Origin of the sequence: Pseudonocardia charpentierae (genome assembly GCF_031845345.1) — a bacterium.
In the GTDB taxonomy this organism is placed as follows: domain Bacteria; phylum Actinomycetota; class Actinomycetes; order Mycobacteriales; family Pseudonocardiaceae; genus Pseudonocardia; species Pseudonocardia charpentierae.
The window spans coordinates 200,320-214,293 of the sequence record NZ_JAVREJ010000009.1 but is presented as its reverse complement, the minus strand read 5'-3'; the positions used below and the strand labels follow the sequence as shown (position 1 = coordinate 214,293).

The 13,974-nt window shown below is 73.3% G+C and carries 14 protein-coding genes and 1 pseudogene; 6 read left to right on the top strand and 9 right to left on the bottom strand.

Going from position 1 to position 13,974, the window contains the following annotated elements; genetic code table 11:
* The 3 genes from RM445_RS15185 to RM445_RS15175 all read left to right on the top strand — a co-directional run.
* Nucleotides 1–515: glutaminyl-peptide cyclotransferase (locus RM445_RS15185; RefSeq protein WP_311556893.1), on the top strand; the 515-nt coding region annotated here is incomplete at its 5' end.
* Nucleotides 516–591: 76 nt separating this feature from the next.
* Complete coding sequence (locus RM445_RS15180; RefSeq protein WP_311556892.1) at nt 592–2,151, top strand: MFS transporter; 1,560 nt, start codon at nt 592–594, stop codon at nt 2,149–2,151.
* A gap of 84 nt (nt 2,152–2,235) precedes the next feature.
* Entirely contained in the window at nt 2,236–2,706 is a 471-nt protein-coding gene (locus RM445_RS15175) for a DUF2771 family protein (protein WP_311556891.1), read from the top strand.
* 67 nt (nt 2,707–2,773) lie between these two features.
* Here the strand turns inward: RM445_RS15175 and RM445_RS15170 are convergent, their stop codons facing one another.
* The 3 genes from RM445_RS15170 to RM445_RS15160 form a co-directional block, all read right to left on the bottom strand.
* Nucleotides 2,774–3,160, bottom strand: a complete 387-nt coding sequence (locus tag RM445_RS15170; RefSeq protein ID WP_311556911.1) for a cold-shock protein — start codon at nt 3,158–3,160, stop codon at nt 2,774–2,776.
* A 155-nt stretch (nt 3,161–3,315) separates the two neighbouring features.
* Nucleotides 3,316–4,962 carry an AMP-binding protein gene (locus tag RM445_RS15165; RefSeq protein ID WP_311556890.1) on the bottom strand — a complete coding sequence of 549 codons (1,647 nt, stop codon included), beginning with the start codon at nt 4,960–4,962 and terminating at the stop codon, nt 3,316–3,318.
* A 71-nt stretch (nt 4,963–5,033) separates the two neighbouring features.
* Nucleotides 5,034–6,428: an APC family permease gene (locus tag RM445_RS15160; RefSeq protein ID WP_311556889.1), complete on the bottom strand. Its 1,395-nt coding sequence runs from the start codon at nt 6,426–6,428 to the stop codon at nt 5,034–5,036.
* A 109-nt stretch (nt 6,429–6,537) separates the two neighbouring features.
* Here RM445_RS15160 and serS point away from each other — a divergent pair, with 109 nt between their 5' ends.
* Together serS and thpR are read left to right on the top strand one after the other, a co-directional pair.
* A complete protein-coding gene (serS, locus tag RM445_RS15155; protein WP_311556888.1) occupies nt 6,538–7,806 on the top strand; it encodes a serine--tRNA ligase in 1,269 nt (422 codons plus the stop codon).
* 8 nt (nt 7,807–7,814) lie between these two features.
* Nucleotides 7,815–8,414, top strand: a complete 600-nt coding sequence (gene thpR / locus RM445_RS15150) for an RNA 2',3'-cyclic phosphodiesterase (protein WP_311556887.1) — start codon at nt 7,815–7,817, stop codon at nt 8,412–8,414.
* On the opposite strand, the gene RM445_RS15145 is transcribed toward thpR, so the two are convergent.
* The 6 genes and pseudogenes from RM445_RS15145 to RM445_RS15125 form a co-directional block, all read right to left on the bottom strand.
* Complete coding sequence (locus RM445_RS15145) at nt 8,411–9,562, bottom strand: S8 family peptidase (RefSeq protein ID WP_311556886.1); 1,152 nt, start codon at nt 9,560–9,562, stop codon at nt 8,411–8,413. The two genes, thpR and RM445_RS15145, sit on opposite strands and share 4 nt — an antisense overlap.
* Nucleotides 9,563–9,697: 135 nt before the next feature.
* Complete coding sequence (locus RM445_RS32755; RefSeq protein ID WP_449619183.1) at nt 9,698–10,273, bottom strand: TOBE domain-containing protein; 576 nt, start codon at nt 10,271–10,273, stop codon at nt 9,698–9,700.
* Between the two features lie 39 nt (nt 10,274–10,312).
* Nucleotides 10,313–10,732 (bottom strand): annotated as a pseudogene (locus RM445_RS32750) (ATP-binding cassette domain-containing protein); the annotation flags it as partial.
* A gap of 68 nt (nt 10,733–10,800) precedes the next feature.
* A complete protein-coding gene (locus RM445_RS15135) occupies nt 10,801–11,616 on the bottom strand; it encodes an ABC transporter permease (protein WP_311556884.1) in 816 nt (271 codons plus the stop codon).
* A complete protein-coding gene (modA, locus tag RM445_RS15130) occupies nt 11,613–12,407 on the bottom strand; it encodes a molybdate ABC transporter substrate-binding protein (protein ID WP_397469305.1) in 795 nt (264 codons plus the stop codon). Before modA ends, RM445_RS15135 begins: the two co-directional genes overlap by 4 nt.
* On the bottom strand, nt 12,404–12,808 hold the full coding sequence (locus tag RM445_RS15125; protein WP_311556883.1) for a TOBE domain-containing protein: 405 nt from the start codon (nt 12,806–12,808) through the stop codon (nt 12,404–12,406). The genes modA and RM445_RS15125 overlap by 4 nt, the downstream gene beginning before the upstream one ends.
* Before the next feature lie 93 nt (nt 12,809–12,901).
* Here RM445_RS15125 and moaA point away from each other — a divergent pair, with 93 nt between their 5' ends.
* Entirely contained in the window at nt 12,902–13,969 is a 1,068-nt protein-coding gene (gene moaA / locus RM445_RS15120; protein WP_311556882.1) for a GTP 3',8-cyclase MoaA, read from the top strand.
* Nucleotides 13,970–13,974 lie beyond the last annotated feature (5 nt).

The window sequence follows — 13,974 nt, the reverse complement described above, 5'->3', positions numbered from 1 at the left end:
ATGGACACGACGGCGAGCCGTCCAATGGACACGACGGCGAGCCGTCCAATGGACACGACGGCGAGCCGTCCAATGGACACGACGGCGAGCCGTCCAATGGACACGACGGCGAGCCGTCCAATGGACACGACGGCGAGCCGTCCAATGGACAGAGCGCGCGGCTCGTCCGCAGCGACGGCACGGACCGCCTGCGCTTCCACGACCCCGCCACCTTCGCCGAGCAGGGCTCGGTCGCCGTGACTCTCGACGGGGCGCCGGTCGACCGGCTCAACGAGCTGGAGTGCGTCGACGGGCAGGTGTGGGCGAACGTCTGGCAGACCGACCGCATCGTGCGGATCGACCCGGCGACCGGGCGGGTCACCGCCGTCGTCGACGCGGCCGGGCTGCTCGACCCGGCGCAGCGGGCGGACACGGACGTGCTCAACGGCATCGCCGCCGTGCCGGGCGACGACGGCACGTTGCTCATCACCGGGAAGCTCTGGCCTGTGACCTTCCGAGTCCGGTTCGTCTCCTAGAGAAGGCACCCGCCCGGGCGGGTGGCGGCCCCGGCGCCGCGTCCGGGTGGTGGGGGTGGTGGGCCAGAATGGCCGCGTGGCGTTCGGATACCGGCGACGGTGGGTGGGCACCGACGGCGCGCCGGTGATCCGCCGGTGGAGCCCGGAGGTCGACACCGCCGTCTGCCGTCCGGGGGCCGGCACCCCGTGGCCCGGGCACACCGCGACGGACGTCGTGGACGACGACGCCACGCCCCCCACCGGAATCCCGACGGCCGCTCCGCCGCGGCGCATGCCGCGCAAGTTGACAGTGACCCGGGTCGCGGCGCTGCGCAGCCGCGAGATCACCGAGAACGGCATCCGGGCCTTCCATCGCGCGGCGACCGCCGACGGCGCCGACCGCTCCGGGCTCACCGCGCTGACCTACGCGACGATGATGACCTACGCCGTGGACGCCGCCGTGGCCGTCGCGCTGGCCAACACGCTGTTCTTCGCCGCAGCCACCGCGGAGAGCAAGACGAACGTCGCGCTGTACCTCGCGATCACCGTGGCGCCGTTCGCGGTCGTCGCGCCGGTGATCGGGCCCCTGCTCGACCGCCTGCAGCGCGGGCGACGCGTCGCCCTCGCCGTCTCCTTCGGTGGACGCGCCGTGCTGGCGGTGGTCATGGCGTTCGGCTACGACGGCTGGGTGCTCTACCCGGCGGCGCTCGGGGCGATGGTGCTGAGCAAGTCGTTCGTGGTCCTCAAGGCTGCCGTCACCCCGCGGGTCCTGCCGGAGACGATCACTCTCGTCACCACCAACTCCCGGCTCACCACGTTCGGGCTCGCTTCCGGAGCGGTGTTCGGCGGCCTGGCCGCCGGGATCGCGGCGATGTGGGGCTCGCCGGGAGCCCTGTTCTTCACCTCGGCGCTCAGCGTCGCCGGTGTGCTGCTCTGCCTGCGGATCCCGGCGTGGGTGGAGGTCACCGAGGGCGAGGTGCCGGCGACCCTGCACGAGACGGAGCCACCGGCCCGCCGCGAGCGCATCGCGATGGGGCGCGCTGCGCTGGTGGCGCTGTGGGGCAACGGCGCGGCCCGCGTGCTGACCGGCTTCCTCACGCTCTTCGTCGCGTTCGTCGTCAAGGCGCAGACCGAGACCGAACCCACCCGGCAGCTGCTGCTCATCGGCGTGGTCGGGGCGGCCGCCGGGGTGGGGTCGTTCGTCGGGAACGCGATCGGGTCACGACAGCGGTTCGACCACTCCGACGCCCTGGTGCTCTCGGCCGTCGCCATCGCCGCGACCGCCGCGGTGGTCGCGGCCTTCCTGCCCGGCATCGGCACGGCCGCGCTCACGGCGCTGGTGGCCGCGACCTGCAGCGCGCTGGCCAAGGTCGCACTGGATGCCGTGGTGCAGCGCGACCTGCCTGAACGCTCCCGCGCCTCGGCGTTCGGCCGCTCGGAGACGGTGCTGCAGCTCGCGTGGGTGGCCGGCGGCGCGCTCGGTGTCCTGCTCCCCCACGACTCCTTCCGCCTCGGCTTCGGCATCGTCGCCGGCACGATGGTGCTGGTCGGGATCCAGGCGGCGCTCGTCGGCCGCGGGAAGACCCTGCTGCCGTTCCTCGGCACCCGACCCCACGCCGACCCCAGCCCCGAGCCCCACCCCGCCGCGCCCCACTGACCGTGAGTTGCGCGTTCCTGCCCGGCGAGTCGTGCGTTCCTGCACGCGAGTCCTGCGTTCCCGCCCGGCACGTAGGCTGCCGACGTGCGCCGCCGCCTCGTCCTCGCCGCCGTCGCCCTGCTCGCGGCCGGCTGCGGGAGCGGCACACCGCCCGAGGTCACGTTCGCCGCGGCGGGCACCAGCGTCGCCGCCCGTCCCACGCAGTACTGCGACCTCAAGCTCACCGACTGCTCCGACGACGCCGCCGCGCCCGTCCAGCTCGCCGTCCCGGCCGGGACGCCGCTGCAGGTGAACGTGCCCGACGGCGTCGCCGAGGCGCCCTGGCACGTGGTGTTCAGCTACCGCAACGCCGGCGGCGAGCAGGTCGACGCCCGCAGCCCGCTGTTCCCGGCGAAGCAGCAGCACGACTACACGCTGACGCTCCCCGAGGCCACGGACCGGCTCGTCGCGGCGCAGGTGCAGCAGTTCGGCCCGGCACCGCAGCTCAACGAGGACACCGGCGAGCTCGAGTTCCCCGTGCGGGGCAGCTGGGTGCTGAACGCGACCGGCCCCTGATCCGGCGCGGGGCAGCCGCCCCGCGCGGAGCCGGAGTGGATGCGTCGTGCCGGATCGGTCACAGCCCTCAGCCGTCGAGGTCGCGCCCCACCGCCCGCACGACCTCCGCCGCCAGCTTGCAGGTGCGCCGCTCCGGGTAGCGGCCGCGGCGCAGGTCCGGCTGCACCTTGGTCTCGAGCAGACGGATCATGTCCTCGATCAGGCCGTGCAGCTCCTCGGCAGGCCGGCGCGCGGCCTCGACCACGGACGGGGGCGAGTCGACCAGCCGGACCGAGAGCGCCTGCGGCCCGCGCCGGCCCTCGGCCATGCCGAACTCGACACGCTGCCCCGGCTTCAACCCCGGCACCCCGGCCGGCAACGCGGCCTTGCGGACGTAGACGTCTTCGCCGCCGTCCTGGGCGAGGAACCCGAAGCCCTTGTCGGCGTTGTACCACTTGACCCTGCCGGTCGGCACCCTGCTCACCCGTTCCTCGATCGTCCACCTCGCGCGCAGCACCGCCCGCACGACGAACGCGCCCCAGGTGCGTGCACCGGGACGCGCGACCGCAACGATACTGCGAAGTCGGGCGTCCGCGCAGCAGCCTTCCGCCGTGCGCCGACGCCCCGCCGTCACGCCGTGCGCACCGCCGCCGCGTCGCCGAGATCCAGCATGTCCACCGACCGCTCCCGCATCTCGACCTTGCGCACCTTGCCCGTGACCGTCATCGGGAACTCGTCGACCACCAGCACGTACCGCGGGATCTTGTACGCCGCCAACCGGCCGCCCGCGAACTCGCGCACGGCCTCCGGCGTCAGGCCGGAGACGCCGTCGCGCAGGATCACCCACGCGCACAGCTCCTCGCCGTACCGCACGTCCGGCACCCCGACGACCTGCACGTCGCGCACGTCCGGATGCGTGTAGAGGAACTCCTCGACCTCACGCGGCGAGATGTTCTCCCCGCCGCGCACGACGATGTCCTTGATCCGGCCGGTGATGTTCACGTAGCCGCCGGAGTCCATCACCGCCAGGTCGCCGGTGTGCATCCAGCGTGCGGCGTCGATCGTCTCCGCCGTCTTCTCCGGCTCGTCCCAGTAGCCGAGCATCACCGAGTAACCGCGGGTGCACAGCTCACCGGGCTCGCCGCGGGGCAGCGTCCGCCCCGTAGCCGGGTCGACGACCTTGACCTCGACGTGCGGATGGACTCTGCCGACGGTCGACACGCGCCGGTCCAGCGTGTCGTCGGCGCGGGTCTGCGTCGACACCGGCGAGGTCTCGGTCATGCCGTAGCAGATGGTCACCTCGGTCATGCCCATCCGGTCGACGACCTGCTTCATCACCTCCACCGGGCACGGCGAGCCGGCCATGATCCCGGTGCGCAGCGACGACAGGTCGTACGAGTCGAAGTCGGCCGCGCCCAGCTCCGCGATGAACATCGTCGGTACCCCGTAGAGGGAGGTGCACCGCTCCTGGGCGACGGCGCGCAGCGTCGCGGCCGGGTCGAACGCGGGCGCCGGGATGACCATCGTCGCGCCGTGGGTGGTGCAGCCGAGGTTGCCCATGACCATGCCGAAGCAGTGGTAGAAGGGCACGGGGATGCAGACGCGGTCGTCCTCGGTGTAGCCGCAGAGGCTCCCGACGAAGAACCCGTTGTTGACGATGTTGTGGTGGCTCAGCGTGGCGCCCTTGGGGAAGCCCGTGGTGCCGGACGTGTACTGGATGTTGATCGGGTCGTCCGGGCTCAGCGATGCCTGCACCCGCGCCAGCTCGTCGCGGTCGCCGCTCGCGGACGCCAGCGCGTCCCACTCCGCCGAGCCGAGCAGCACCACCCGCCGCAGGCCGGCGCAGCGGGGCCGGACCTCGTCGATCATGCCCGCGTAGTCGGACGTCTTGAAGCTGCGGGCGGCGACGAGCACCGAGACGCCCGCCTGGTTGAGCACGTACTCCAGCTCGTGGGTGCGGTACGCCGGGTTGATGTTGACCAGGATCGCGCCGATCTTCGCCGTCGCGTACTGGACGAACACCCACTCCGCGACGTTCGGGGCCCAGATCCCGACCCGGTCGCCGGTGCGGACACCGGCGCCGAGCAGCCCGAACGCCAGCGCGTCGACCTGGGCGACGAACTCGGCGTAGGTCCAGCGGCGCCCGGTGGCCACCTCGACGAGGGCTTCGCCGTCGGGACGGCGGGCGGCGGTGCGGTCGAGGCCGTCGCCGATGGTGTCGCCGAGCAGCGGGACGTCGGAGGTTCCGGAGGCGTACGACGGGACGGCAGGGGGCACGGCGACTCCTCACCATGTGTGGGGTAGCGCACATCCTGCGCCGCGGGGCAGGGCCGCACCACCCCTGCCGTTCACGATTCGGACGGCACCGCCATGGTCGGCCGGCGGCCGGTGGCGAGCAGCACGACGAGGACGACGATCCCGAGCACGAGCCAGACGAAGCCGAGCGTCTGGGCGGCGACCTGGGCGTTCACCACGACGTAGGCGAGGATCAGGAAGCCGATCACCGGAACGGCGAGGTGCCGCCAGTAGTCCCTGCTCCGCCGGCGGATCATGTAGTGCACCACCACCGAGACGTGCAGGACCAGGAACGCCGACAGCGCACCGAAGTTGACCAGCGTCGACATGAGCGTGATGCCGTCCTCACGGGTGCTCATGTAGATGCCGAGCACCAGCGAGAGGACGGCGACGAGCAGCGTCGCGTTCACCGGGACACGGCGCCGGGGGTGCACACGACGCAGGAACGCCGGCAGCTGCCGGTCGCGGGCCATCGCGAACAGCAGGCGTGACGTCGCCGCCTGCGCGACGAGTGAGTTGGCGAACCCCCAGGCCACCGCCGTGGCCACCGCCGTCAGGGTGGACAGCCAGGCCCCGCCCGCCACCGCCGCGGCGTCGTAGAAAGCCGTGCCCCCCGCGTCGCCCTCGGCGATCAGCCGCTGCGGGTCCGGGACGAGCAGTGCCGCGACCCAGGTCTGCACGACGAACAGCAGTCCGGCAACCGCCAGTGCCGCGATCATGGCCCGGCCGACGGAGCGCGCGGAGTCCCGGTTCTCCTCCGCGAGGGTGGAGATGCCGTCGAAGCCGAGGAAGCTCAGCACCGCGATCGACACCGCACCGAAGACGAGGCCGAGCGAGAACGTGCTGCTGTCGTAGAGCGGGGTGAGCGCGAACCCGCGGCCGGCGCCGTTCGCCAGCGCGACCACGCCGACCACCAGGAAGATCGCGAGCACGATCAGCTCGGCGACCAGCATCACCTTGTTGATCCGGGCGGTGGTCTCGATGCCGAAGTAGTTGACGACGGTGTTGAGCACGACGAACACGGCCACCCACGCCCACACCGGAACCGCCGGCAGGATTGAGTTCATGGCCACCCCGGAGATCAGGTAGAGCAGTCCGGGGACCAGCACGTAGTCCAGCAGCACCATCCACCCGGCCAGGAAGCCCACGGGCTGGGCGACCCCGCGGCCTGCGTACGTGTACACCGACCCGGCCACCGGGAACGCCCTCGACATCTGTGCGTACGACGCAGCGGTGAACGCCATGCCGACCGCGCCGACCAGATAGGCCAGCACGACCATCCCGCCGGAGGCCTGGAAGACGCTGCCGAAGATGCCGAACGGGGCGATCGGCACCATGAAGATCAGCCCGTAGACCAGCAGGTCCGTGAAGTTCAGCGAGCGCTTCAGCTCCTGGCGGTAGCCGAAGGCCTCGATGCCGTCCTCGCGTGGGTCACCGGTCTCTCTCACGGGTTCCTCCTCCGACCGCGATCGGTGGAGCGTAGATCCACCGACGGCGCCACGTACCGCTTCGCAACGCGCCCGAAACCCGTTGGCGGCCCGGCGATAGCCTGAGGAGATGCACGACCCTCGCGTCCTGCTCGACCCGGCCACCGACGCCGTGCGGCGGCTCGCCCGGCGCGGCTACGCGCTCGACGTCACCGCGCTGGAGAAGCTGCTCTCCGCCCGCAACGCCGCGATCCACCGCGGCGACGAGGCCCGCGCGGAGTCCAAGCGGACGGCCACCTCGGTCCGATCGGCGTCGCCGGACGAGCGCCCGGCGCTGGTGGAGCGCGCCCGCGAGCTGAAGACGGTCGTCGCGGACGCGGAGACCGAGGCGCGCGACCTGGACGCGCAGCTGCAGGACCTGCTGATGGGCATCCCGAACCTGCCCGCCGACGACGTCCCGGACGGCAGCAGCGACGACGACGCCGAGCTGATCCGGACCGTCGGCGAGCCGCCCGTGCTCGACTTCGCCCCACTCGACCACGTCGACCTCGCCGAGAAGCTCGGCATCCTCGACCTGCCGCGCGCGACGAAGCTCGCGGGCCCTCGGTTCGCCGTGCTGCGCGGGAAGGGCGCGAAGCTGGAGCGCGCGCTGGCCCGCTACTTCCTGGACCTCGCCGAGGAGAACGGCTACACCGAGTTCTCGGTTCCCACGCTCGTCAACCGGGAGACGATGACCGGGACGGGCCAGCTGCCGAAGTTCGAGCAGGACCTGTTCAAGACCGGCGTCGCGGACCGCGAGCTGTACCTCATCCCGACGGCCGAGGTGCCGCTGACGAACATGCACGCCCGGGAGACGCTGGCCGTCGACGACCTCCCGCTCGCCTACACCGCGCACACCCCGTGCTTCCGGTCGGAAGCCGGCTCGTACGGCCGCGACACCCGCGGGCTGATCCGGATGCACGAGTTCTCCAAGGTCGAGCTGGTGCGGATCGTGGAGGCGTCGACGTCGCGCGACGAGCTGGAACTGCTCGTGACGCACGCCGAGGCGGTGTTGAAGGGGCTCGGGCTGGCCTACCGGGTGATCAAGCTGGCGGCCGGCGACATGGGCTTCTCGGCGCAGACGACCTACGACGTCGAGGTGTGGCTGCCGGGGCAGCAGAAGTACCGGGAGATCGCGTCGGCGTCGGACTGCGGCACGTTCCAGGCGAGGCGCGCGAGCATCCGGACGCGCACCGCCGACGGCAGCCGCGGGTTCGCCGCCACGCTCAACAGCTCGGCGATGCCGATCGGGCGGACCCTGGTGGCGATCCTCGAGCAGGGGCAGCAGCGCGACGGGTCGGTGCGGATCCCCGAGGCGCTGGTGCCGTACGCGGGGTTCGAGGTCATCGAGCCGGCCTGACCGACGGGGTGCGCGCGTTCGTCGCTCTGGTCCCGCCGGCATCGGCACTGGCCGAGCTCGCCGCCGCCCTCGCGCCGGTTCAGGCCGCAGACCCAGGCCTGCGCTGGACTCCACCCGGGCAGTGGCACCTCACGTTGGCATTCCTCGGCGACATCGAGGGCGACGGGCTCGACGACGGCGTGCTTCCGGCGCTCGCCGAGCGCCTCGCCCGCGCCGCCCGTCGCCATCCGCCGACGGAACTCGCGCTGGGCGGAGGCGGACGGTTCGGTGACCGCGTGCTCTGGATCCGGGTGCACGACCTCGGCGCCGACGCCCGGCGCGGTCACACCGGTGTGCGCGGTCTCGCCGGCTCGGTGGGAGCGGTTGCCCGGCGGTGCGGCATTCCGGTCGACGACCGCCCATACCGCCCGCACCTCACCCTTGCCCGGGCGCGGCCTGGCTCCGACCTGCGTCCGGCCGTCGACGCACTCAAGGACTTCACCGGAACGCCCTGGACCGCCGACGCGCTGCACCTCGTCCGCAGCCGACTGGGCGCCGGGCCCGGGGGAACGGCGGCCCACGACGTCATCGCGACCTGGCGGCTCGGAACGCAAGACACGCGGGGTTAGAGATCACCGGCGTAGAGCAGCCGGTTCGGGGTCCCGCCCACGTCGCCGCCCTGCACCACCCCCGGCGTCGCGTGGTCGACGATCCACTTCTCGACGTCCGCGCTCGGGGCGTCGCCGTGCACCTGTTTGTAGAGCGCCGCCACCCCCGCCACGTGCGGCGCCGCCATCGACGTGCCCGACCACGACTGGACCCCGCCCTTCGCGGCCGTCGACATGATCGACGCACCGGGGGCGTAGACGTCCACGCACGGGCCGGTGCTCGACGCGGTGACCCGTCTGTCGTCGCGCGCCGAGCTCGCCACGACCGTCACGCCGGGTACCGCCCGCGGCAGGGCCGCGCAGTCGTCGGCTCCCGTGTTGCCCGCCGACGCCGCCACGAACACCCCGCCGTCGACCAGCGACCGCACCGCCGCCGCCAGCGCGTCGGACGGGCCGTAGCTCCACGACATCACCGCCACCGCAGGCCGCTGCGCGTTCCGCGCGACCCAGTCGATCCCCGACAGCAGCGACGAGAGCGTCCCCACCCCGTTGCAGTCGAGCACCTTCACCGACCGGACCTGCGCCTGCGGCGCGACGCCGTGCAGCCGGGACGCGGCGATCCCGGCGACGACCGTGCCGTGGCCGTCGCAGTCGTCGGCGGTGCGGTCGACAGCGTTGAACGCCGGCTGCGCACGGCCGTCGAACTCGGGATGTGTGGTGTCGACACCGGTGTCGAGCACGTAGATCGCCACCCCCGCGCCCGTCGCCTTCACGGCGTGCCGGCCGTCCAGGGGCAGGGCGCGCTGGTCGATCCGGTCGAGGCCCCAGTTGCCCTGCCCTCCGGCGTCCGCGGCCGACAGCCGCGTGGTCCGCGGTTCGGCCGGTGCACCCGCCTGGTCGCGCTCCACCCCGAGCACACCCGGATGCCTGCGGACCACGCCCAACTGCGCCGACGTCAGGGGTGCCGCGAAGCCGGCGACCGCGCTGCCGAACACCGCCGTCGGCGTGATCCCGCCGTCGTGCACGACCGCGTCCGAGTCGGCCGCGGTACGGGTGTGCACGATCCACGTCGCCGGGTCCGCCGCCGCCCGTCCGAACCCCGGGCCGACGAGGCCCGCAAAGAGCACCAGGGCGATCACCCACGGGAGTGCACGCAGGGACCGGGTCACGCCGCGCGACGCTACGAGCCCTCCGACGTGTGCGTAAGACACACGATCGGTGGTCGGGTGACGCTCGGGCACCACGGAGTGAGACCTCGTTTGACCAGCTCACCCCAGCGGGAATGTCGTCCCGTGGCTCTCCGGTCACGCCCGTCGGCCGGCCGGGTGGATCGCCACCTCCGTCGCCTTCACCACGAACCACAGCTGAGCGCCTGGTTCAGCAGGCAGGTCGACGAGCGCCGCGGGAGTGACGTCCGCGGCCAGCCCCTCGGCCCACACCGGACCGCCGTCGCGCACCGCGGCACGCAGCCGCACGAGGTCGCCGTGCGGCTCGACCGCCGCGAGCCGGACCGGCACGGCGTTGCGCGGGCTGCCGTGCGGCCTCTCCGCGAACACCGCCACGGCTGCGGGCGGGAACACCGCGACCGCCGGATCCCCGACGACGGTGCCCTCGGCGTGCCCGGCGACGACGAGCCCGTCGGCCGTGCGCAGTCCCTCGGGGCAGGCGGTGCCGGGCACGAGGTCGAGCCCGGCGATCCGGGCGGCGAAGGGGCTGCGCGGGCGGGCGAGCACCTCGCGCGTCGCCCCCTCCTCGACGACGGCCCCGTCGGACAGCACCGCCACCCGGTCGGCGAGCACCAGCGCGTCGAGGGCGGCGTGGGTGACGAGGACGGCCGTCCGCCCGCTGTCCCGGATCGTGCGGCGCAGCAACGCCCGCATCGCGGGCATGGTGTCGACGTCCAGCGCCGCGAGGGGCTCGTCGAGCAGCAGCAGGTCGGGGCCGGCGGCCAGCGCACGGGCGAGCGCAACCCGCTGCTGCTGGCCTCCGGAGAGCTGACCCGGCCGTCGCTCCGCGAACGCACCCATGTCGACGGCGTCGAGCAGTTCCCCGGCGCGGGTCAGCGCAGCCCGGCGGGGCAGGCCTTGGGCCCGCGGCCCGAACGCGACGTTGGCCAGGGCGGACAGGTGCGGGAAGAGCAGGGGTTGCTGGGCCAGGAGACCCACGCCGCGGCGGTGCGGGGGCACGTGTGCACCGTCGCCGGTCAACGTGCGACCGCCGAGCCGGACGTGCCCGGCATCGGGCTGCAGCAGCCCCGCGAGCACGTCGAGCACCGTCGACTTGCCCGCCCCGTTGGGGCCGAGGACGGCCAGCACGTCGCCGGGCGCGACGGTGAGCGCGACGTCGACGGTGAAGCCGGAACGGTGGACGACGACGGCGGCGTCGAGCCCGGCAGCCACTCCCCCGGTCACGACAGACCCTCCGCCGTCCGCGAGCGCCCCACGGCGATCACCACCACCGCGACCGCCACGAGCAGCAGCGACAAGGCCACCGCGCCGTCGACGTCGGTCTCGCGCTGCAGGTACACGAGCAGGGGCAGCGTGCGGGTGGTGCCTTGCAGGCTGCCGGCGAACGCCGTCGTCGCACCGAACTCGCCCAGGCACCGGGCGAACGCCAGCACCGAGCCCGAGGCGAGTCCGGGCAGCACGAGCGGGACGGTGACGTGCCGGAACGCGTAGCCGGGACGGGCGCCCAGCGTCGCGGCGACGGCCTCGTACCGCCCGCCCGCCGTGCGCAACGCACCCTCCACGCTGACCACGAGGAACGGCAGTGCGACGAAGGTCTGCGCGAGCACCACCGCCGTCGTCGTGAACGGGATCGTGATGCCGAACCACGTGTCGAGACGCTTGCCGAGCAGGCCGGTCCGACCCAGCAGGAACAGCAGCGCGAGCCCGCCGACGACCGGCGGCAGCACCAGCGGCAGCAGCACCACCGATCTGAGCACCCGCAGTCCGGGCAGCTGCCCGCGGGCGAGGACCACCGCGAGCGGGCCGCCGAGGACGACGCACAGCAGCGTCGAGATCGCGCCGGTGACAACCGAGAGCCGCAGCGCGTCGAGGGCGGCCCCGCTGGTCAGGAGCTCGGGCATGCGCGGCCAGTCGGCGCGCAGGAGGAGCCCGACCACGGGCGACGCGACCAGCGCGAACGCGAACGCCGCAGGAACCCACAGGAGGCGGGGCAGGGCGACGGCAGACGCCCGCGTCGGGGTCCGGGCCCTCGTCACGTCCCCGGACCGAACCCGGCCGTCTTCAGGGCATGCTGCCCCTCGTCGCCCGTCACGAGGTCGACGAACTGCTGTGCGAGCTGCGCCTGCGGCGCCTCCTCGAGCACGGCGATCGGGTAGTCGGTGGTCGCCTGATCCGCCTCCGGGAAGTCGACGCCCTGAACGGTGCCCTTCGCGGAGGAGACGTCCGTGACGTAGACGAGCCCGGCGTCGGCGTCGCCGCTGGTCACCTTGCCCAGGGTCGACTTGACGTCGGCCTCCTCGCTGACCGGGCGGAGCGCCACGCCCGTGGCCTTCTCGATCTTCTCCGCGGCCGCGCCGCAGGGCACCTGCGGCGCGCAGACGACGACCTTGAGGTCCGGCTTCGCGAGGTCGGCGAACGACGCGATGCCCTCGGGGTTGCCCGGCGCGGTCGCGATCTGCAGGACGTTCGTGGCGAAGACCGTCGGCGGGCCGGCGGTCATGCCGGCGTCGGTGACCGTCTTCATGGTCGCGGCGCTCGCCGCGGCGAAGACGTCGGCGGGCGCGCCGTTGACGATCTGCTGGGCGAGATCGGACGACCCGGCGTAGTTCAGCTTGACGTCGACGCCCGGGTGGGCGGCCTCGAACTGCTTCTCCAGCGCGGTGAACGCCTCGGTCAGTGACGCGGCGGCGAGAACCGTGAGCGTGCCGGACTCCGCGAAAGTCGACCCCGACGCCGACGCCGGTGCCGTGCCGGCGGGCTGCGACCCCCCGCCGCAGCCCGCCAGCAGCAGGGTGAGGCCCGCGACGGCCAGCACGCGGGCTCTCACGAGATTCCGCCGGGGGTCTCGACCACCACGTTCGTCGACTTGATCACCGCGACGGCCAGCACACCCGGCGCCAGCCCGAGCTCGCGCGCGGCCTCGCTGCTCATCAGCGAGACCACCCGGTGCGGACCGCACTGCATCTCGACCTGCGCCATCACCTTGTCCGTGATCACCTCGGTGACCAGGCCGACGAAGCGGTTGCGGGCGGACCGGCCGACGCCCGACGGGTCGGGGGCGGCGTTCGCGTTCCTCCGGGCGAACTCGGCCAGCGCCGCGCCGTCGACGACCTTGCGGTTCGACGCGTCGGTCTGCACGGGAAGTGTGCCGGCATCGACCCACCGCCGGACGGTGTCGTCACTGACGCCGAGCAGCCGGGCGGCCTCGGCGATTCGGAACTGCGGCATGGACGGCACTGTATCCCCGCTTCTGCGGAGTGACCTACCCTTGCAGTTATTCGACCCCGATCACGGCGCGCGCAGGGCGGTTACGCTCGTAGGGTGACGACCACCGAGCTCGGTCTCCCGGCGCTGCGTGCGGGCGGCGCGGCGCCCCGTGACCCTGCCCGACCGGACGACCCACGGCTCGTCGACCGCTTCGGCCGGGTGGCCACGGACCTCCGGATCTCGCTCACCGACCGCTGCAACCTGCGCTGCACCTACTGCATGCCCGCCGAGGGCCTGCCCTGGATGCCCCGCGCCGAGCAGCTCACCGACGCCGAGCTGGTCCGGCTGATCACGATCGCCGTCCGCGACCTGGGCGTGCACGAACTGCGCTTCACCGGTGGCGAGCCGCTGCTGCGCCGCGGGCTCGAAGACGTGATCACCGCGTCGGCCGCGCTCACCCCGCGTCCGGACATCTCGCTGACGACCAACGGCATCGGCCTCGCCCGCCGCGCCGCCGCGCTCGCCGCCGCCGGCGTCAATCGGCTCAACGTCTCGCTCGACACCCTGCGCCCCGAGCGCTTCGCCGAGATCACCCGCCGCGACCGGCTGGGCGACGTCCTCGACGGCATGGCCGCCGCCCGCGAGGCAGGCCTGTCCCCCGTGAAGATCAATACGGTCCTGCTGCGGGGGGTCAACGACGACGAGGCCGTCGACCTGCTGCGCTTCGCCGTCGACCACCGCTACGAGCTGCGCTTCATCGAGCAGATGCCGCTCGACGCCCAGCACGGCTGGGAGCGCGCCGAGATGGTCACGGCCGGAGAGATCCTCGCCGCCCTGCGCACCGCGTTCACCCTGACCGCCGACGGCCACGAGCGCGGCGCCGCGCCTGCCGAGCGCTGGCTCGTCGACGGCGGTCCGGCCGCGGTGGGCGTGATCGCCTCGGTCACCCGCCCGTTCTGCGGGGCCTGCGACCGCACCCGCCTGACGGCGGACGGCCAGGTGCGGTCGTGCCTGTTCGCCCGCGGGGAGACCGACCTGCGGGCGCTGGTCCGCGGCGGCGCGGCGGACACGGAGATCGCCGACGTCTGGCGGACCGCGATGTGGGGCAAGCTCGCCGGGCACGGGATCGACGAGCCGGGGTTCCTGCAGCCGGACCGGCCGATGAGCGCGATCGGGGGCTAGAACCC